This is a genomic window from Cyclobacterium xiamenense (assembly GCF_009467825.1).
Lineage (GTDB): Bacteria > Bacteroidota > Bacteroidia > Cytophagales > Cyclobacteriaceae > Cyclobacterium > Cyclobacterium xiamenense.
Genome location: NZ_WIOK01000010.1, coordinates 100,247 through 119,998, shown reverse-complemented (window position 1 = coordinate 119,998; position 19,752 = coordinate 100,247). Strand labels below are relative to the sequence as shown.

Annotated in this window: 13 protein-coding genes; 4 read left to right on the top strand and 9 right to left on the bottom strand. The window is 48.3% G+C overall.

What is annotated here, in order from left to right:
• Positions 1-206: 206 nt before the first annotated feature.
• Complete coding sequence (locus GCU44_RS09730) at positions 207-1,502, top strand: hypothetical protein (protein WP_154856233.1); 1,296 nt, start codon at positions 207-209, stop codon at positions 1,500-1,502.
• 458 nt (positions 1,503-1,960) lie between these two features.
• Here GCU44_RS09730 and GCU44_RS09725 read toward each other — a convergent pair whose 3' ends face one another.
• From GCU44_RS09725 to GCU44_RS09715, 3 genes are all read right to left on the bottom strand, one after another.
• Positions 1,961-3,649, bottom strand: a complete 1,689-nt coding sequence (locus tag GCU44_RS09725; protein WP_154856232.1) for a SusD/RagB family nutrient-binding outer membrane lipoprotein — start codon at positions 3,647-3,649, stop codon at positions 1,961-1,963.
• Positions 3,650-3,670: 21 nt separating this feature from the next.
• Entirely contained in the window at positions 3,671-7,045 is a 3,375-nt protein-coding gene (locus tag GCU44_RS09720) for a SusC/RagA family TonB-linked outer membrane protein (protein ID WP_241684893.1), read from the bottom strand.
• A 136-nt stretch (positions 7,046-7,181) separates the two neighbouring features.
• On the bottom strand, positions 7,182-7,481 hold the full coding sequence (locus GCU44_RS09715; protein ID WP_154856230.1) for a hypothetical protein: 300 nt from the start codon (positions 7,479-7,481) through the stop codon (positions 7,182-7,184).
• A 135-nt stretch (positions 7,482-7,616) separates the two neighbouring features.
• On the opposite strand from GCU44_RS09715, the gene GCU44_RS09710 reads away from it, so the two are divergent.
• From GCU44_RS09710 to trxA, 3 genes are all read left to right on the top strand, one after another.
• Entirely contained in the window at positions 7,617-9,392 is a 1,776-nt protein-coding gene (locus GCU44_RS09710; protein ID WP_154856229.1) for a purple acid phosphatase family protein, read from the top strand.
• Positions 9,393-9,806: 414 nt separating this feature from the next.
• On the top strand, positions 9,807-14,093 hold the full coding sequence (gene dnaE / locus GCU44_RS09705) for a DNA polymerase III subunit alpha (RefSeq protein WP_154856228.1): 4,287 nt from the start codon (positions 9,807-9,809) through the stop codon (positions 14,091-14,093).
• 66 nt (positions 14,094-14,159) lie between these two features.
• Positions 14,160-14,504, top strand: a complete 345-nt coding sequence (trxA, locus tag GCU44_RS09700; protein ID WP_262485670.1) for a thioredoxin — start codon at positions 14,160-14,162, stop codon at positions 14,502-14,504.
• An 81-nt stretch (positions 14,505-14,585) separates the two neighbouring features.
• Here the strand turns inward: trxA and rffA are convergent, their stop codons facing one another.
• The 6 genes from rffA to GCU44_RS09670 all read right to left on the bottom strand — a co-directional run bounded on the left by rffA (position 14,586) and on the right by GCU44_RS09670 (position 19,747).
• Positions 14,586-15,749 carry a dTDP-4-amino-4,6-dideoxygalactose transaminase gene (gene rffA / locus GCU44_RS09695; protein WP_241684892.1) on the bottom strand — a complete coding sequence of 388 codons (1,164 nt, stop codon included), beginning with the start codon at positions 15,747-15,749 and terminating at the stop codon, positions 14,586-14,588.
• Positions 15,718-16,341, bottom strand: coding sequence for a DUF502 domain-containing protein (locus tag GCU44_RS09690; protein ID WP_092173073.1), 624 nt, complete (start codon positions 16,339-16,341; stop codon positions 15,718-15,720). Before GCU44_RS09690 ends, rffA begins: the two co-directional genes overlap by 32 nt.
• A 114-nt stretch (positions 16,342-16,455) precedes the next feature.
• On the bottom strand, positions 16,456-17,067 hold the full coding sequence (gene nqrE, locus GCU44_RS09685; protein WP_154856227.1) for an NADH:ubiquinone reductase (Na(+)-transporting) subunit E: 612 nt from the start codon (positions 17,065-17,067) through the stop codon (positions 16,456-16,458).
• 12 nt (positions 17,068-17,079) lie between these two features.
• A complete protein-coding gene (locus tag GCU44_RS09680; RefSeq protein WP_092173068.1) occupies positions 17,080-17,763 on the bottom strand; it encodes an NADH:ubiquinone reductase (Na(+)-transporting) subunit D in 684 nt (227 codons plus the stop codon).
• Between the two features lie 27 nt (positions 17,764-17,790).
• Positions 17,791-18,558, bottom strand: a complete 768-nt coding sequence (gene nqrC / locus GCU44_RS09675) for an NADH:ubiquinone reductase (Na(+)-transporting) subunit C (protein WP_092173065.1) — start codon at positions 18,556-18,558, stop codon at positions 17,791-17,793.
• Positions 18,545-19,747 carry an NADH:ubiquinone reductase (Na(+)-transporting) subunit B gene (locus GCU44_RS09670; RefSeq protein ID WP_154856226.1) on the bottom strand — a complete coding sequence of 401 codons (1,203 nt, stop codon included), beginning with the start codon at positions 19,745-19,747 and terminating at the stop codon, positions 18,545-18,547. Before GCU44_RS09670 ends, nqrC begins: the two co-directional genes overlap by 14 nt.
• Positions 19,748-19,752: the final 5 nt, after the last annotated feature.

The following is a 19,752-nucleotide window of genomic DNA, read 5'->3' as shown; positions in this document are numbered from 1 at the left end:
CTGCAAAGGGGTATTACATCAAAATAATCGATTACGTATACCATGCGGCAGGTAAATTTCCATCGGCAGGTAAACCGACTGGCGAACAAACGACTTATTTTGGTCGCCGTGCCGGCCATTGCGTCAGGTAATCCCTAGCGGTAGGAACCTGTGCTTCTACCTTGTGTAGATTCTCAGGTACAAGCAATTTTCGAAACATCACCACTATGAAACAGATGAACAAAAACACGGTCGTTTCCCTGCTGCTGGCAGGCATGGCACTCGGTACGGCATGGGCCATCCGGGGACAGTTTGGTCACGAGCAGGGTGCGGCCTGGGCAGGAGGTATCGGGAGCCTTTGCATCATTCTGCTGGCCAAAAACAAGTCCTGGTACAACAAAGCGATGAAAGCCGCTTTTGCGGGCGCCGTGGGTTGGGGATTGGGAGGCATGATGAGCTACGGGGCCGTAGTGGGTTATGGACGGGGGGTAGATTTCGTCAACGTCTACTATGGCTTAACAATGCTTTTTGTCATCGGGGGTCTCTATGGGCTAATAGGTGGGGGACTTTTCGGCTTGGTATTGGCCGATACACCCAAAAAGAAGGTCAAATGGCATCAGGTGATCATGGAAATGACCGTGGGTGGCATTATCTTTTACTATTTTATTATCGAGCAGCTGGGCATTGCCATGACGCCGCCCCGATCTGAAGCATGGGGCGTGTGTGCGGGCATGGGTCTTGCCTTGATGTATTACCTGGCACGCACGAAACAATACAGCGCCATCCGAGTGGCCATGTATGGCGGCTTGGGCGCGGGTTTTGGATTTGGTTTTGGGAATTTCCTTCAAGTCATGGGAAATGTCGCCGAAGTGCCCTTCAATATGTGGAACGTGATGGAATATTCCCTGGGATTTTTTGGTGGATTAGGCGTGGCTTACGGTACATTCACCGGCACCTGGCCGAAGGAAGAAGCTGCTCCCCACTATTCCTACAAGAACTTAACACTGCCCATGTTGGGATTCCTGTTATTTATCCCTTTTTTCGTTTGGCAGCAATCGTTTATCGAGCGGGATTTAGCACCCACCCTGGGCAAGCTGATTGAGGATCCGGAGATCTGGGTGAGTATGGTACGATGGGTCGCACTCGTTGCCTTTTTGGTACCTGCCGTCTATTGGATTACCCTTTTTTCAGAAAAGAAGGGGAAGCGTGGACAGGATTTTAATGAAAAAGAAGTGCTGGGAGTCTTTGTGACGTATTTTTCGGTCTACATTATCTTTACCATTTTGATCACGGGTTCTTTTCTGAGCTTCTACCGTATCGAACAATTTCTGTACATCCTCAACTTTCTGGTAATTCTATTTTTGCTTCAAAAGTTTAAACCGGAAATCGCCACCAACATGCCAAAACCCGCAAAATGGGGGTACAAATTAGTGGCTATTTTGCTGTTCCTGGCTCTGCTTAGCCTGATTGCTATCAGCATACATGGAGAAATGCCAGGCATGAACAAGCGCTTCGGCGCATAAAAAAAGCTGCAACAAGGGGACCCGGGCAGGAGGGAAAGGAGACCCCAACGGTTCCATTCCTCCTACCCGGGAAAACCTGATTCGCCGGGAGGGATTCTGTTCACTTTTTTATGGTCCCCATTGGGGACTGCCCGGCCCCGTTCCCCAGATACTACCCAACCACCCCTAAATTCCGCGCTGCCATAGGAACTATGCAGTAGGGGAAACAAGGGGACATATCCTCCTGAGAAAAAATCGCCTAGGTGTCGCTGTTACTCATTTTCCTGCCTTCCTAATTGGCTTCTTGGGATACCTTTCCCTGCCCGAGCAGCTGTTTGTGGGTTTCGGGGATTACTACCGCGGGTACAGCCACCCGCCTTTTTGAGATTGCTGCGGTTAGCCCTATGCAAAAAAAAACGTGCTTCCCCTTTTTACCAGAGAGAAGCACGTTGCAAAAAACTCTATAAATCTTAATAAGCTTAGAACGGTACGTTCGTTCCCTGATACAACCAGGGCTTCGACCACTGGCTATCCGCACCAAAGTTGCCGGAAAACGGCGTAATCTCGAGGCGGTCCAGCGCGCTGGTGATGTTATCGGGATTGTTGTTGTATTCGTCACTACCGTATTGGAAACGCAAGGCTACCTCTGGCTGAGGAGAAAGCGGTCCTGCTTCCAGTGCCGGAAATCCGGTCCTTCGGTAGTCTGCGAACGATTCCGCCGCAGCGGTCCAGCTAGCCACCCATTTTTGCGTGAGGATTTGTTCCAGGGAATTGCTAAAAGCGATTTCTGGCTGACTAATAAAATCTGCATAGGTACCGCCTCTTCCCCAGGTATCCAGCGACTGCTCAATGCCTTTGTTGTAGTGCGTTTCTGCATCTCCCACGTTCCATCCTTTTAGGGCGGCTTCCGCGAAAATAAAGCTTACCTCGGCAGCCGAGATGATTCGGGCCTTTAGGATATCTCCGGGAGCACCCGCGGTACTGTAAATAGGCGCCAACTGGGAGACGTGCTGATTTTGTGTACCCTGACCAGGAGATGGATTTCCATTGTAGGATTCGGGTACGGTGATCGCCGGCGGCAATCCTACATACAGGTCTGTATTATAATCCGCCATATTTGGATTAAACCTTCTGGTGAATTTAACGTCCGAATACAACTCCACAAAATCATCGTAGGGATAGGTAACCACTGACAGCGGCTCTCCGTTTGCCCGGATGAAATCTTCCGTGGCGGTGGTCAGTGATTCATCCGGTACCCATTGCACACGAACCGAATCAAACCATACGGTAAGGCGGGGATCCATGGTGCCGGTCAATTGGTCAATAAACGTTTGGCAGGCCTGGTACCGCTGGAAGCCATCCGGATCTAACCGAACGTGTCGGGATAGCCACTCATCGCTCGCACCACCGGTATAGTCCAGCGTCGCATCCTGAGAGGGATCCTGAATGTAAATTCCGCTGCTATAAATTGCCTCCACGCCGGCCCGCGCCACATCCGGCTTCTTTTCGGAAAGGCGCATGTAGTACCTTAGCAGCAGGGAATTGGCAAATCGCCTCCAGTTGCCTACGTCTCCATTGTAATACAGGTCGTTCCCGGCGTTCACTCCATTGGGAGAGGCGGATCCCAGCAACTGTACCGCTTGCTGAAGGTCGGAAATAATGCCGTCGTAAATCACTTCCTGGCTGTCAAACTTCGGGTACTGAAATTGTTCGCCTCCCTGATCTCCTTTGAGAGCATCGGTGTAAGGCGCATCTCCCCAAAGGTCGGTGATATTGCCAAAAACAAAGGACTTCATCGTAAGGCCCATGCCCTGAAAGAAATTATTTTCCAGGTCTTCGCCTCTTCTAATCATCAATTCGTTGGTACGCAAAATATCGTACCATCCTGCCCAGCTTCGGCTGCCCCAGTCGTAGAAATTATGTCCGGAATACCAGCCATTTTTCTGGGTGTGCTGTACCGCACCAGCCAGATCATTGTAGCCCATGTTAACGTAACTTTGAGCAGCTGAGGCCAGGACGGTAGGCATAAGCAAATTGGGATTTGCTTCAGATGGCTCTATTCCGAAGGGGTTGATGTTTATTTCATCCAGTTTTTCGTCGCAACCGGTGAACAAGACCAACCCAAACACGAACAGGGCTATTTTTCGAAAATCAAATATATGTTTCATGATTTGTATGGTATTAGCGATTTACAAATTGAAATTGAGTTTGAACCCTACAGGGGCACTCCAGGGCAGTACGTTCTGTCGCTCGATTCCCTGACGAAACTGCTGAGCAGTATTACCTTGGGTACCACCACTGGCCCAGAACGCTCTTTCGGGATCGACTCCAATATCCGCCTTGGTCCACAACATGATGTTTCTCGTGTAAATGGCAAAGGTGGCGTTTCGGAAGGCACCAAAGTTCGGTATTCTGTAGCCTATGGAAAGCTCCCGTAACTTGACAAACGAGGCATCGAAGGTGACCTGTTCGTTAAATCGCCAGGCATAGGTATTGGTGATGGGATATACGTTCGTTTCGGGGCCACCCAAGTGCTCCTCGTATACGTCGTCACTAAAGTCATTCGGGGTGTCCGCTCCCGCGGTTTGAATCACACCCGGTATGAATGCTCCATCGTGCCCGTTTTCGTCCAGTGGCAAACCGCCCGTCTCAGCCGTGTGTCCACCGACCCTTGGGAAATTCCCCGGACGTGGAATGATGTATTTATCCGGATCTGACTTTAGCAATTCTACCAATTCGGCATCCGAATACAAACCTCCCGGTATCAGGTTATCCAACTGTCGCTGTGACTTCCAGTCAGACTCCCCGTATCGATAGGTATGAGACATAAAATTACCTCCATGCCTCCAGTCCAAACTAAAGTTCAGAACAAATCGCTTGTAGCTCAAACTGGATTGCGCTCCAAGGATAAAATCCGGGTTAAAATTCCCGACATGGCGAAGCTCCTCGTCTACCCGTCGGAAAGCTTGCCAGGATCCCGTACTGGTCAAAATGGGCCACCTGTAGTAGGGAGAATTGGGATCCTCCACTTGGGCAAAGCCCGTGCTATACATGTCTCCGATGTCCTGTCCAAGGAAGGTAATGGCTCCTGCATCATTTTCCCCCCAAAGGATGATTCGGTCCAGGTTGTCACTCAGTTCCACCACTCGGGTGCGGTTTCTACTCCAGTTTAAGTTGATGTCCCAGTTCCAACCATTTCTGCTGACAGGTGTACCTCCGAGCGTGAATTCCCAGCCCCTACTTTGGATCAAACCGGCGTTGATCAAACGACTGCTAAACCCGGAAGAACGGGGTAGATTCACCGCAAATATCTGATTTCGGTTATCAATGGTGTAATAGGTACCTGTAAACCGCAATCTATTCTGAAACATGTTCAAATCAATCCCTGCCTCAATAGAGGTCGCCTCTTCAGGCTTTAGGTCCGGGTTCAACAAACCGGAAGGCATGGCTGCCGTATTGATACTGTTGTACAGGCCGGTGCTTAGATTCTGCACCAAGCGGTAAGGATCGGTATCGTTTCCTACCTGCGCCCATCCGATTCTACCTTTAAGCATGTCGATATTTTCTGGCAAATTAAAGGTATAATTGGCCAGCCAGCTCAAGGAGGCAGAGGGATAAAAATAGGAACGGTTCGCCGCAGGCAAGGTGGAAGACCAATCGTTTCGAGCAGTCAGATCCAGGTACAACTGGTCGGCATAGCCGAAGGATGCCAGGCCATAAACACTATAAATGGCACGTTTTGAAAAATTGCTGGATACCGAACGGTTATCTGCGGGGATATTTTGGACGTTGTAAATACCTGGTACTACCAGCCCATTATTTCGGTTTCCACCTACGCCAACGTTATTGCTGGATCCAAATCGGGTCATGATGTTACCACCAGCAGAGGCATTGAAATCCAGTTCGCCAAAATCCTTTTTGTAGCTAGCCAGGATGTCCGCGTTGGATTCCTGGGTCAACAGATCGGCTGTATAGTAGCCACCTCGGGCCATTCGGCTAAAGCTAAACGGGATTTTGGTCTCCCGGTTTTCGGCGGATCGGTCCAGGGAATACCTGGCCGTGATATTAAAATTATCATTGAACTTGTAATCAAGCGAGGTGTTACCGAAAATCCGGTCTCTACGGAATGCATTCTGGATCCCATAAGCGATGAAATAGGGGTTATCCCCTGCCGTCGTTCGCAGCTGCTGAATCTCTTCCTGACCTTCAACCCAAATATTCCGCATCTCGTCATAATTGACGTACGATGAGGCATACACGGCTTCCAAGGGGTTCGCCCGTCGGTCTCCTGTACTCGGCCGGTCATTGGAAAGGCTATTACTGTAGTTAAAGTTGGTACTAAAAGTCAACTTGTCCAACAGCTTATAGGATACCGACGTGGATAGGTTATTCCGGAATAAATCGGAATTTGGGATCATCCCTCTATGCAGCATGTTTGAGTAGGACACCCGATAGGTTGCGTTGTCGCTTCCACCACTCACCGCCAGGTTATTGGTAGAAGTTACCCCAGTCTGAAGGAAATCCCTCATGGCATTGGGATAGGATCGAAGTTCCGTAGGGATTCTGTTTCCATTTTCATCCACGGGGCTATTCCATTGGATGGCGGTATTGCCCACATCCAATTGGGGTCCTCCCCAATAGGCAGATCCTTCGTTAAATACTCCCTCCCGGTTGCCATTCGCATAGCGGTAGTGGAAATCCAGCAATCGGGTAGGTCGTTCGAATACGTTACTTGTAGAAAAGGATACACCCATGTTCTTGCTCTTGCTTCCGGATTTGGTGGTGATCAGTACCACACCGTTTCCTGCACGTGTACCGTAGAGCGCCGCGGCACTTGGTCCTTTCAGCACACTGATATTGGCGATGTCATCCGGGTTGATATCCGAAATGGCATTTCCGTAATCCACCTGGTTACCGTCCCCATTTTGGGAGATATTATTCAGGGAGTTGGACATCGGCACACCATCCACCACAAAAAGCGGCTGGTTATCGGTGGTCAGGGAAGTCGCTCCCCGAATCACCATACTCATGGACGAGCCTGGCCCACTTGTCTGATTGATGGTTACACCCGGCATACGGCCTGCCAGGGAACTCAATACGTTTTCTTGCGTAACCTGCGTCAAATCCTCCGCTTGCACACTGGAAACATCGTAGCCCAGCGAGCGCTGGTCCCGCTCAATTCCAAGAGCCGTTACCACCACTTCCGACATGGCGGACATGCTTTCTTCCAGACTCACATTCAAGGTGGTGCGGTTACCTACCGTGACTTCCTGGCTTTCAAAACCTACGTAAGAAAATACCAACACGGAATTTGGACCCGCCACATCAATGGTATAGACACCGTCAATGTCGGTGACCGTTCCGTTATTCGTTCCTTTTTCCAATACCGTCACTCCGGGAAGTCCGGAGTCATCCCCCGCAGAAGTAACGGTTCCCCTAATCGTGACAGCGATGCTTTCTTCCGTCATCGCTGAGGCATAGATTGGGTTGGCTACCAAGCGATTGCCCGTCTCAGCCAGCAAGGAGCTGGTTGAAACCAAACCAACCGATAGAAGTGGTACCATCCACCTCCACATTTTTTTAGTACGGCGTTTTTTCATAATTCAGTAATTTGATTTGTAGTTTTAATTTAGTTTTCTTAAACCTCATTGGAATCATTCTTCCAAACCTTGTCTCTTGTAGGGACCTCCATTTTTGACTTTATTTTTGTTGATTCGATTGCGTTATTTCTTTCCTTTTTTCAATACTCTTTTCCGCGTCTTCGTTTTGATTTTCCTCCTCGTATGCGTTCATTATTTTATCAAAATGGGCTCTCATACTCTCTTCCAAAAAACCAGCCATCTCCGTATCTTCCAGTCCACGCAGCAACTCCTCAAACTCTTCCCGTGAAATCTTATTTTCTATAAGTCGTTGAAGCAGCGCCTCTGATTTTTTCTTTTTCATATGTTTGCCCTCCATCGTATATACCACCCCCTTCAAAAAAGAGACTATCTCCTTCATTCCTTTTTTGTTATGAATAAATTGTGAACCCATTTAACATTAGGGTAAATAGCCCGATTTAAGCGAAAGGTGTATACTTACCTACTGACCATGCACGTTCGAATCAAAAACATCTGTAAAAAATTCTATGCGCTTATGAAAAAATTGCACCTACTTGTCGGCTGTATCTGGGTACTGGCTTTCGCTTGCGGCCCCCAACAAGACGCTGACAACGAACTGCTTTCCGTATCCGAAACCATGGACCGCATCGTTACCCGAATGTATGCGGAATGGGACAGTGAGACGCTCGATACCCTATCCCATGATTTTATTGAACAATCCCTTCGTCCGCTAGAAAAAGAATCGCTGGCCACGCAATACTGGAAATTCCAGGTAAACGTGCCCGTCACTGTATCGCTTATGCGAGACAAAGCGCAGAAAAAAATTCCCTTCTGGCTAGAATCTTCCGGATTTCGGCGCACACCGATGGAGGTCAAAAATGAGATTTACACCTACGAGGTATGGCAAAAAGATTTCAATTCCGGGGAAGTTCAGCTCGGGATCAACGGTTTTGGGAAGCACCGACCGGTATATTTTCTGGCACTTGCCCCGCAAAATCCATCGGATGAATTGACCGTATCTCCCGTATTTCCGCAAGAACAACACATCGAGCAATTCCGGGAAGGGGCTTTTACCTACCACGACTGGGACGGACTGGTACTTACGGAGGTTCCGGAGTCACTTCAGGGACAACAGTTACTGACCACCATCCGGGGAAGAGCCAGGGAGGCCCATTTGGTCGATGCCTTTCGCAGCACGGATTTTCCAAGTGGAGATAGGCCCGATCAGCTATTACTTACCTGGAGCGAGGATCCGGTCCGTTCCATCGATATCCAATGGAGAACCTCGGAAAACATTGCAAAAGGAATGGTCCACTACTGGAAAAAGGGCAGCACGGATACCATGCAGCTTGAAGTTGATCCCTACTTAATGGAGGATCGGCTCCTTCAAAACGACCGGTACATGCACCGGTTTACTGCCAAACTCCGTGGATTGGACCCAGGTAGCGCATACGGCTACCGCGTAGGCAGTACCTCTGGAGCATGGTCGGAAGTGCAGTCTTTTTCTACTGCCGCTTCACAAGCAGTCCCTTTTTCGTTTATTTGGTTCGGAGACGTCCATAATTCAGCGGTCTGGGGCAAGTTGATTCAAAAATCTGAACGCCAACACCCAGCCACCGAGTTTTATTTCATTGCGGGAGACCTGGTCGACACGGGGCTATATCGGGATGATTGGGACAAGCTCTTCACCTATGCAGGCGAAACCATTTCCCGGAAGCCCTTGTTGGCTGTTCCCGGCAATCACGACAGCCAGGACGGACTGGGTGCCTGGATGTACGAAAAGATGTTGAGTCTGCCGGCAGATAGTCCGGTCGGGATGGAGGGGAGAAGCTATGCGTTTACCTACCAAAACACCCTTTTTCTAATGATGGATGTGACCCTGCCTCTTTCCGAGCAAACTGCATGGCTGGAAAAAAAACTGAGCGAATCCGAGGCTACCTGGAAAATCGCTGTTTTTCATTTTCCACCCTATAACGGGGTAGAACCCTATACCGACATCCAAGACCTTTGGGGGCCGATTTTTGATCGCTATCAGGTGGACCTGGTATTGGGAGGACACTTCCATTATTACATGCGTTCGGAGCCCATTCGAAATGGGCAGGTGCAGGCAGATCCCAAGGATGGCACCATTTATTGGATTTCGATTGGCACTACCGGAAAAAACAAGGATATTGAACGGGAGCCCTACGCCGCGGTTCAATTTCCAGCCGAGCACCTCTACCAATCCATTACCATCGATGGCAAGGAGCTACGCGCTGAGACCATTAATCTGGATGGCGAGCAGGTGGATCATTTTGTGTTAACAAAATAGCGGTTACCGGTACTTCTCCTGCATCGCACACCATCCGCGGACACCGGCAGGGACCAGTTTTTGGAAAGCCGCTGTACATAAACTGCTTAGCGCAGCCTACAGCGGCTTTCTCATTTATTTTTTCATAAATCTTGGCAGATCCCCCAGATTCCCTGTATTTTTAAATGAGAATAAGGAGCGGAAAAGCCACGGCTTGTATCGGAAGAAGCAGAAAAAATCGAACCCTTTTCGGACTGGGATTTAAACCGTTATTGGCTTCCAAAACGGAGAAGCGTGTTTCCATACGACGGCTGTTCCATCAATTGCTAAACAAAGCCGAAAACCGTAGGTTTCAGATTATAAACCCTGCCACTAACGAAGAGGCCGTTGGATGATATTTGTTTCTTGTTTTTTTGAAAAACTAACACCTTGTCGATGTACCTAGTATTTGATACCGAAACCACCGGATTACCCCGAAATTACAATGCCCCTATGTCCGACCTGGACAACTGGCCCCGTTTGGTACAATTGGCCTGGCAACTTCATGATGAGCGAGGCAAGCTACTTTCCCAGCACAATTTCATTGTCAAACCAGAGGGCTTTACCATCCCTTACAACGCCGAGAAGATTCACGGAATTTCTACGGAAAGGGCGGAAAAGGAAGGGCATGACCTCAAGCAGGTTTTACATGAATTTGAAGAGGACCTGAACAATTGCCGCTACCTGGTGGGGCACAACATAGGCTTTGATATCAATGTGGTTGGGGCTGAATTGCTACGTACCCAGCGCCAGGCTACCGCTTTGGAGAAAGAAAACCTGGACACCAAAGATCTTGGTACGGATTTTTGTGCCTTACCTGGAGGCAAGGGCGGCAAGTACAAATGGCCCACATTGCTGGAATTACATACCAAACTATTCGGAAATGGTTTTGGAGATGCCCATGATGCTGCCTATGACGTAGATGCTACGGCAAAATGTTTTTTTGGCTTGATAAAAGAAGGCGTACTGCCTCCGGCTGAAGGGGTAGCACTACCCGAGGTACGGTACGAAGCACCCGATCTGGAAGAAGCAAATTTTGCGGCAGCCAAAGATGCCAGTAAAGCTGCCGCCAAGGACGTACTAAAGGCCGCCGATGGGGCAGATATCTCGAATCTGGAAGCGGTTCCATTCAGTCATTTGCATGTGCATACCCAATTTTCCATTTTACAGGCTACCTCTGAGATTCCGGTTGCGGTAAAACGGGCACGGGAACTCGGCATGCCCGCGCTGGCCATGACCGATCACGGAAACATGATGGGTGCGTTCCATTTTGTCCGGGAAGCGTTTAACCAGGGAATCAAGCCCATCATCGGCTGCGAATTTAACCTTTGCCGAGACCGAAAAAACAAGTCCAATAAGGACGATGGCTTTCAGACCGTCTTGCTGGCAAAGAACAAGAAAGGCTACCACAACCTGGCTAAGTTAGCTTCCTATGCAAATATTGAGGGGTTTTATTACGTCCCCCGTATTGATCGGGAGCTGCTCGTGCAATACAAAGGAGACATCATCGCCAGCACCGGTGGCCTCTGGGGAGAAATACCGTACCTGATTCTGAACGTGGGGGAAACGCAGGCCGAAGAAGCGTTTGTCTGGTGGTTGGAACAGTTTGGAGAAGATTTTTACATCGAACTAAACCGACACGGCATTCCTGAAGAAGAAAAAGTAAACGAAGTCTTGCTGCAGTGGGCGGCAAAATACCAGGTTACGTATTTCGCGGCAAATAATTCCTACTACAACACGAAGACAGACGCAAAGGCGCACGACATCCTGCTATGCGTAAAGGACGGGGAACTGGTCGCAAAACCAAAAAAATACATTGGGAAAAGGGGCCGGGAATTCCGATACGGGTTTCCCAATGAAGAATTTTACCTCAAGAGCCCGGAAGAAATGAAGAAACTCTTCGCAGACCTTCCCGAAGCCATTGCCTGTACCAATGAGATCGTCGAGAAAATCGAACCTTTCAAACTGGCACGTGAAGTCTTGCTTCCAAAATTCGATATTCCGGAAGAATTCATCGATCCCCAGGACGAAGTCGATGGTGGAAACCGGGGCGAAAATGCTTTTCTGCGGCACCTTACCTACGAAGGAGCCAAAAAACGCTATCCTACCCTTACCGAAGAAATTAAGGAACGCCTGGATTTTGAGTTGGAAACCATCGAACGAACCGGATACCCGGGATATTTTCTGATTGTACAGGATTTTACGCGAGCGGCCAGAGAGATGGGCGTATCGGTAGGCCCGGGCAGGGGATCGGCCGCAGGATCGGCCGTGGCTTATTGCGTGGGAATTACCAATGTAGACCCGATTGCGTACGATCTCCTGTTTGAGAGATTCCTGAATCCTGACCGGGTTTCGCTTCCTGATATCGATATTGACTTTGACGACGAAGGGCGGCAGCGGGTCATCGACTACGTGATACAAAAATACGGTGCCAATCAGGTAGCTCAAATCATCACCTACGGAACCATGGCCGCTAAATCTGCGATTCGGGATACTGCCCGCGTCCTGGACCTTCCGCTCTCGGAAGCCGACCGACTGGCCAAATTGGTACCCGATATCAAGCTGAAAAATCTTTTTGAGTTGGCCAATGACCGCCCAAGGCTTTCGGCAAAGTTGAAAAACAACAACGAAAACCTGGACAAAGCCCTGGAATTGATTCGGATCTCAAAAGGAAACGACGATAACGCCAAAACCGTAAATCAGGCGATGGTGCTGGAAGGTTCCGTGCGAAACACCGGAATTCATGCTTGCGGCGTGATTATCACCCCGGATGACATCACCAATTTTGTCCCTGTGGCCCTGGCAAAGGACTCCGACATGGTTTGTACCCAATTTGACAACTCCGTGGTAGAGAGTGCAGGTCTATTGAAAATGGACTTTTTGGGATTAAAAACCCTCACCCTGATCAAAGATGCGGTACGAATCATCCAGGAACGACACGGAATCCAGCTGGACCCCGAAAACTTTCCGATCGATGACGAAAAAACCTACGAACTATTTCAGCGTGGCGAGACCGTGGGCATCTTCCAGTACGAATCTGCTGGCATGCAAAAATACATGCGCGAGCTTAAACCCACCGTTTTTGCAGACCTGATCGCCATGAATGCCTTGTACCGACCCGGACCCCTGGAATACATCCCGAGTTTTATCAAGCGAAAACATGGAGCAGAACCCATCACCTATGATCTGGAAGACATGAAGGAATACCTGGAAGAAACCTACGGTATTACCGTCTATCAGGAGCAGGTTATGCTTCTTTCCCAAAAGCTCGCCGGATTTACGAAAGGTGAAGCCGACGTACTCCGGAAAGCAATGGGCAAAAAACAAAAGGATGTCCTGGATAAGATGAAGCCCAAATTCATCGATCAGGCAGCTGCCAAGGGACATGATTCTAAAAAGCTGGAAAAAATATGGAAAGACTGGGAAGCCTTTGCCTCCTACGCATTTAACAAATCCCACTCTACCTGCTACGCCTGGATCGCCTACCAAACCGCCTACCTCAAAGCGCATTATCCCGCTGAATACATGGCTTCGGTGCTCAGTAATAACATGAATGACATCACGCAGGTAACGTTTTTTATGGAAGAGTGCAAGCGAATGGGCATACAGGTTTTGGGACCCGACGTCAACGAATCCAAAAGCGACTTCACGGTAAACATGGAAGGGCAAGTGCGCTTTGGCATGGCAGCCATCAAGGGCGCAGGAAATGCCGCTGTAAATGCCATTATCGAAGAGCGGGAAGCGGCCGGCACCTACAGCAACATCTTCGATTTTACGAAACGGGTAAACCTCCGGGCCGTCAATAAAAAAACCATGGAAGTGCTGGCCATGGCGGGAGGCTTCGACTGCTTCTCCGAATTTCACCGCAGGCAATACCTGGAGGCACCCGAGGGCGAAGCCAGTCTCCTGGAGAAAGCGGTGAAATATGCACAAAAGGTCATTCAGGAAGAAGAAAGCTCACAGGTGTCCCTATTTGGTGGGAGTAACGGTACCGACATACCGCTTCCTTCCGTCCCAAATCTGGAGCCATTCAGTCAGCTGCAGCAGCTGAACATTGAAAAAGAGGTGGTAGGTCTGTACATCTCAGGCCATCCATTGGACCAGTTTAAGGTAGAAATCGAAGCCTTTACGAACACGGGCCTGCCTGAATTAGCCGATCTCTCCCAGCTAAAGACCAAAGGAGAAATCAAGCTCGCCGGGGCCGTTACTTCTTTTGCCCACCGCACTACGAAAAATGGCAAGCCTTTTGGTACGCTTAGCCTGGAAGATTACCAGGGCGGACATACCTTCTTTCTCTTTGGCGAAGATTATGTCAAGTTTAAGCAGTATTTTATGACGGGATGGTTCTTGTATATTTCCGGCTCTGTCCACCCCAATAAATACAAACCCGGGGAATTTGAATTTAAAGTCAACCAAATCGTACTACTCAATGAAATCCGGGGCAGAATGATCAAGGGAGTTCGTGTACACATTGACCTGGATGACCTCAGTTTGGACCTGATGGAAAAACTGGAAGCAATCACCCAAAAATACCAGGGTGAGGCCAAACTCTACATCAACATCATCGACAATAAAGAAAACATCACCTTAGACCTGATGTCCTCCAAATACCGAATCGACCCCTCCAACGAATTAATCCAGGCGTTGGAGCAGTTGCCCGAGGTAGCTTATAAGATCATTTAGCCTCCCTTGCCCTAAAATTTGAACACAAGCGGGAACTAATCACCGGGGAATCGGATTAAGATATATATTTCAAAAAATAACTATAGGAAAATGGCAAAAGCAATTGAAATTACAGATACCAACTTTGAGGAAATCGTTAATTCGGATCAGCCGGTTTTGGTAGATTTTTGGGCCGAATGGTGTGGACCTTGTAAAATGATTGGGCCAATTGTGGAAGAACTCGCCGGTGACTACGACGGCAAAGCTACGATCGGAAAAGTAGACGTGGACACAAACCCAGACATTTCCCGGAAATTTGGAATACGAAGCATCCCTACCTTGCTGATATTCAAAGGCGGACAGGTAGTCGATAAAGTAATTGGAGCTGTACCAAAATCCGTGCTCTCAGAAAAATTAGAAGCGCAGATTTAAGCAATATACAAACAATCAAAAAAGAGGGGCTTGCATAAAAGCTCCTCTTTTTTGTTGAAACCTATCCTTTTTTTCGCGGTTCTATGCTGAAAGTAAATTTTCCTCAAGCTGAGCAATGTCCAAATCTGCATAAAACGGCAGACGCAGCAATCGGTCCTGATACTTTTCTGCGTGTACCAGCGCTGCACCCGTATGGCGGTTACTGACGTAGCGGCTGCGATGAAGGCAACGGTAGTGAGAAACCGATTGAATTCCCTTGGAATGCAAATACCGAATCAAGGCTTCGCGTTTTGCCAAACTCCCCTCAACCAGGTAAAAGGAGTGGTAATTTTGCTGTGAAAATGGAGGCACCGAGGGGAGTTCCCCATCAAAAGCAGGTAAGATTCGGCGCAAATTTGCCTGGTACCAATACCAGATTTCCTGCCGTTTTTTTTGAATTTGCTCCAACTTTTGTAGCTGAGCCCAAAGCCAGGCTGCATTGATTTCCGAAGGCCCAAAGGCAGAACCCAGGCTTACCCATTCGTAATGGGTAGAGCGTCCACGTTCAAAGTCCGAGCGGTTGGTTCCACGGTTCCACACCGTATCCGCTTTCGCTAGCAAATCCGGATCATTGACCACCAGCATGCCTCCTTCTCCACAAGCGATATTCTTTGTTTCGTGAAAGGAAAATGTAGCAAGGGTACCGAAGCTGCCCAAGGGCAGCCTTTTTCCATCACCATTCAGGTAAAACCCATTCAATGCCGCAGCTGCATCCTCTATCAGGTAAATTCCGTGGCGCTTACAAAGCGCGACAATGGGATCCATGTGACAGGCAATTCCAGCATAATGTACAATTACAAGTGCCTTGGTTCGACTGGTAATCAACTTTTCAATACCTACCTCGTCGATTCCCGGATAATCGAGCCGGCTATCCGCAAAAACCAACCTGCAGCCACGAAGCGCGAACGCATTGGCCGTACTTACATAGGCAAAGCTTGGAACAATTACCTCGTCGGCAGGACCAAGATCCAAAAGTAAGGCGGCCATTTCAAGCGCCTGGGTACAGGAATGGGTCAGGTAAACCTTGTTGAACCCAAACGTTGATTCAAAAAATTGCTGACATTTTTTCGTATAGCTACCGTTCGCAGAAAGTTTTCCCTGGGCAATCGCTTCTTGTATATGGACCCATTCGCTTCCGGTAACATGGGGTTGATTGAATGGGATGGCCTGCATATCAATGAACTTCTGCGGAAGAATCCAGCTCATTGCCGGCGGCTTTTTCCCGGTTTGGGTATTTGTAATAGTTCAATTGAGATACCCCACCGGAAACGATAAACTTCATGATTTCCGTACTGTTTACATTCTTTAATCGGGTAACGTTCATTTTAGGAACCAGAAAAAGGTTGCCACTGAAATTGTAGGAATGAGGAAAGTAAACCGCTACCAACTCTTCCTGACCGAGAACAGAAAGATCATCCTGTGTCATAAAACCCAAACGGGACATGTTATCCGACAATTTGACGATGATTGGCGTATTGAACTTTTTTTTATCGCCAACAAAAGCAGACATCAAATCTTTGATACTGGTGTACAGTATATTTACCAGTGGAATTTTAAACACAATCTTCTCTAATTCCTCAAAAATGGATTTCGTGATGAAAATACTCGTCAGGTAGCCCACCAGAGTAACGAATACCAACATCACCAAAATACCAAGCCCGGGAATATTTACCGGAATGATGTTATCCAGAAACTGAACAGTAAGAACGATGATGTACCCTGTTAAAAAAAAGGGAACGACAAAGAGCAATCCCCGAAGGAAATAGCCAAAAATACGTTTTGAAGTGAAGTCTGCCATGGCTGCTGTTACTGGTTGAAGCTGTAAAAGGACGTATAAAAAAACCCTGCTCGCTATAAAAGTGAACAGGGTCCTGCAATGTAAATCAAATTAAACAAATAATAAACCGAGAAATTACAAATCAATTCCCATAAAGGACATAAATGCAATTCCCATGAGCCCTGTAAGCAGCATGGTAATGCCCAGCCCTTTCAAACCATTTGGAACATTGGAATACTTAAGTTTTTCCCGAATTGCTGCCAGGGCAACAATTGCCAGAAAGAAACCCGTTCCCGATCCAAACCCGTAAACTGTCGCCTCAGCCAATGTGTAGTCGCGCTGCGCCATAAAAAGCGAACCTCCCAGAATGGCACAGTTTACCGCAATCAGCGGAAGGAATATCCCCAATGCTCCGTACAACGCGGGCGCAAATTTTTCAACGACCATTTCCACCAATTGTACCATCGCCGCGATGATCGCAATGAACATGATAAACCGAAGAAAGGTAAGGTCGATGGACGCAAAAGATGCTCCCAGGAAGGCCAATGCTCCCTCTTTTAGAATAAATTCGTTCAAAAGCCAGTTGAGGGGTACGGTAATAGTCAAAACGAAAATAACCGCTGCGCCAAGTCCGAGGGCAGTACTTACTCTTTTAGAAACTGCCAAAAACGAACACATTCCCAGGAAGTAGGCGAAAACCATGTTGTCGATAAAAATCGACCGTATTGCTAAGTTAAATAATTCCATTCGTTCAAACGTTTAATGTTCCACATACCCGGTCTTGGAACGCTGCACCCAAATGAGCAGACCAAGAATAATAAAAGCCCCTACCGGACTCACCATTAGCCCGTTCGTGGCCAATTGAAAATCAGGACCAAATAAACTGGAAATCCCGTCAAAGATTGGAATTCCAAATAGGGAGCCTGATCCCCAAAGTTCCCGGAAAAAGGCAACGGTAAGGATGATCCAGGAATATCCAAGCGCACTTCCGAATCCATCAAGGATGGAGTCGTAAGGCTTATTCCCCAGCGCATAGGCCTCCAATCTGCCCATCACGATACAATTGGTAATGATCAGCCCGACAAATACAGACAGTTCTTTATACATATCGTAGGCAAATGCTTTCAACACTTCGTTTACGAGTGTCACCAAGGAAGCCACAACCGCCAACTGCACAATGATCCGCACCCGGGTAGGGATTTTATTTCGTAGCAAGGAGATCGATAGGTTTGACATGACCATTACAAAGATAACCGACAAGGCCATGACCAACGTGGGTTGCATCTGTGTGGTAACGGCAAGTGCGGAACAAATGCCCAATACCTGAATAGTAATCGGGTTGTCGTCCACCAATGGGTCCGTGATCAGCTTTTTCCGTCTTTTCGAAAGAAGCGCTTCTGATTCTTTTACCGCTGCTTCTTTTTCAGCTACTTCTGTACTCATAGTATTTTCCGATTGAAATGTTTCAAATTAATTCAATGCCATGCTGGGAGCACCATCTTTTTTCTTTTCCATGTACGCCCTGTAGTGTTCCAGGTAGCTTTTCAACATTTTATTCACTCCCTCGGCGGTGATAGTAGCTCCGGAGAGCCCATCTACTTTGTGGGGATCACCGGAATAATCTTTTCCTTCCCCTTTTTGCATGACTACCGAAACCAACTCTCCGTCTTCGCTGTAAATCGATTTTTCCTTGTAGCGCTGCTGTACATCGCTTGATGTTATCCTCGCGCCAAGCCCTGGCGTTTCTCCCGCGTGGGAAAAGGTGATTCCCTCAATGGTCGCCATATCTGTCTGTAGGGCCAGGTAGCCCCATATATTGTCCCAAAGCCCGTTGCCATACACCGGAAAAATATACGAAATGGCAGCATCCGCGTCGCCTTCCTCGTGAAATACAAATACGGGATACAGGCGATCTTCCGGAGCTTTTTTGTAATTTTTACCCACATCTACGGTCTCTGCGGTGACCTGTACTCCGTCTTGTTCTTCCACTTCTTCTCCTTCGATATTGACCACCCTGGAAGAAATCCGACTTTCGTAGAACGCGTTGATTTCCTCGGGTTTCATCCCGGAAATCTCGTCGGCGGACATCACGGCTCCCAAGATTTGCTTTTTGGTATCCAACTCTTCCGCTTTTTTCTGAATCGGCTTTAGCACCTCAGAGGTACCTGAGAGCAAAAGACCCAAGACCACCGTAAGGATGATCGAGAATGTGATAATGTACGCATTAGACTGTTGCACGTTGTAACCTCCTTTTCTTATTAGCTTTTACTACATAATGATCTATCAATGGGGCAAATACATTCATAAACAGTACTGCCAACATGATTCCTTCGGGGTAAGCCGGGTTGGTCACGCGGATGATGATGGTCAATACACCAATCAATAAACCGTAGATCCACTTCCCGGATTCCGTTTGGGCCGCCGATACGGGATCGGTCGCCATAAAAACAATCCCAAAAGCAATACCTCCCATTACCAGATGGTAGTGGGCAGGCATGGCCATAAATTCGTTCACGGCCATTAGTTGCATCACCGCTGCCATGATGTACGCACCTCCAAATGCACTCAACATGATTTTCCAACTCGCAACGCCGGTAAACAGCAAAATGGCAGCTCCCAAAAGGACCATCAAGGTGGACGTCTCGCCGATGGATCCCGGAATAAACCCAAGGAACATGTTTGCAAAACCAAACATATCATCCATCACAGCCGCGTTATGGCTGGCCAGGTTAGAAACGGCATTCACTCCTTCTTGTCCGGACTGGTACGCCACAGCCAGTGCTGTGGCACCGGAGAAACCATCTACAGGCGTCTTATCTCCCAGATAGGTCCAAACCTGATCGCCGGATATTTGCGCCGGATAGGCGAAGTACAGAAAAGCCCTAGCCGTCATGGCCACGTTAAGAATGTTCATCCCCGTACCCCCGAAAACCTCCTTGGCAATCACTACGGCAAACACGGTAGCGAGGGCTACCTGCCACAGGGGCGTGGTTGCTGGTACCACCAATGGGATCAACATCCCCGTCACCAAAAAACCTTCGTTAATGGGGTGTTTTCGTACAACGGCAAAACCCGCCTCTACCAAACCGCCTGCTGCGTAAGCAACAATTACTATGGGCAATACCAGGGTTAATCCCAGGATAAATTTATCCCCAAAACTAGCCGCCTCACCGACTGCCAGGTAATGCATGTGGCCGGTATTGTAAATTCCAAACAACAAGCAAGGGATCATTGCAATCACCACGGTAATCATCATGCGCTTCAAATCGATGGCATCCTTTACCTGCGCGCCTCTTGCTGGCGTTGTATGCTTGGGCGAAAACAAGAATGTTTCACCGGCTTCATACAAGTAATAGAGGTTTTCTAATTTCCCTCCCTTTTGAAACAGGGGCTTCTGTTGGTCCAACAGATCACGTAAAAACTTCATATTGG

Bases quoted from the DNA above. Each gene is read 5' to 3' on its own strand.
- GCU44_RS09730 (WP_154856233.1), top strand. From the start codon at position 207: ATGAAACAGATGAACAAAAACACGGTCGTTTCCCTGCTGCTGGCAGGC.
- GCU44_RS09725 (WP_154856232.1), bottom strand. From the start codon at position 3,649: ATGAAACATATATTTGATTTTCGAAAAATAGCCCTGTTCGTGTTTGGG.
- GCU44_RS09720 (WP_241684893.1), bottom strand. From the start codon at position 7,045: ATGGTACCACTTCTATCGGTTGGTTTGGTTTCAACCAGCTCCTTGCTG.
- GCU44_RS09715 (WP_154856230.1), bottom strand. From the start codon at position 7,481: ATGAAGGAGATAGTCTCTTTTTTGAAGGGGGTGGTATATACGATGGAG.
- GCU44_RS09710 (WP_154856229.1), top strand. From the start codon at position 7,617: ATGAAAAAATTGCACCTACTTGTCGGCTGTATCTGGGTACTGGCTTTC.
- dnaE (WP_154856228.1), top strand. From the start codon at position 9,807: ATGTACCTAGTATTTGATACCGAAACCACCGGATTACCCCGAAATTAC.
- rffA (WP_241684892.1), bottom strand. From the start codon at position 15,749: ATGAGCTGGATTCTTCCGCAGAAGTTCATTGATATGCAGGCCATCCCA.
- GCU44_RS09690 (WP_092173073.1), bottom strand. From the start codon at position 16,341: ATGGCAGACTTCACTTCAAAACGTATTTTTGGCTATTTCCTTCGGGGA.
- nqrE (WP_154856227.1), bottom strand. From the start codon at position 17,067: ATGGAATTATTTAACTTAGCAATACGGTCGATTTTTATCGACAACATG.
- GCU44_RS09680 (WP_092173068.1), bottom strand. From the start codon at position 17,763: ATGAGTACAGAAGTAGCTGAAAAAGAAGCAGCGGTAAAAGAATCAGAA.
- GCU44_RS09670 (WP_154856226.1), bottom strand. From the start codon at position 19,747: ATGAAGTTTTTACGTGATCTGTTGGACCAACAGAAGCCCCTGTTTCAA.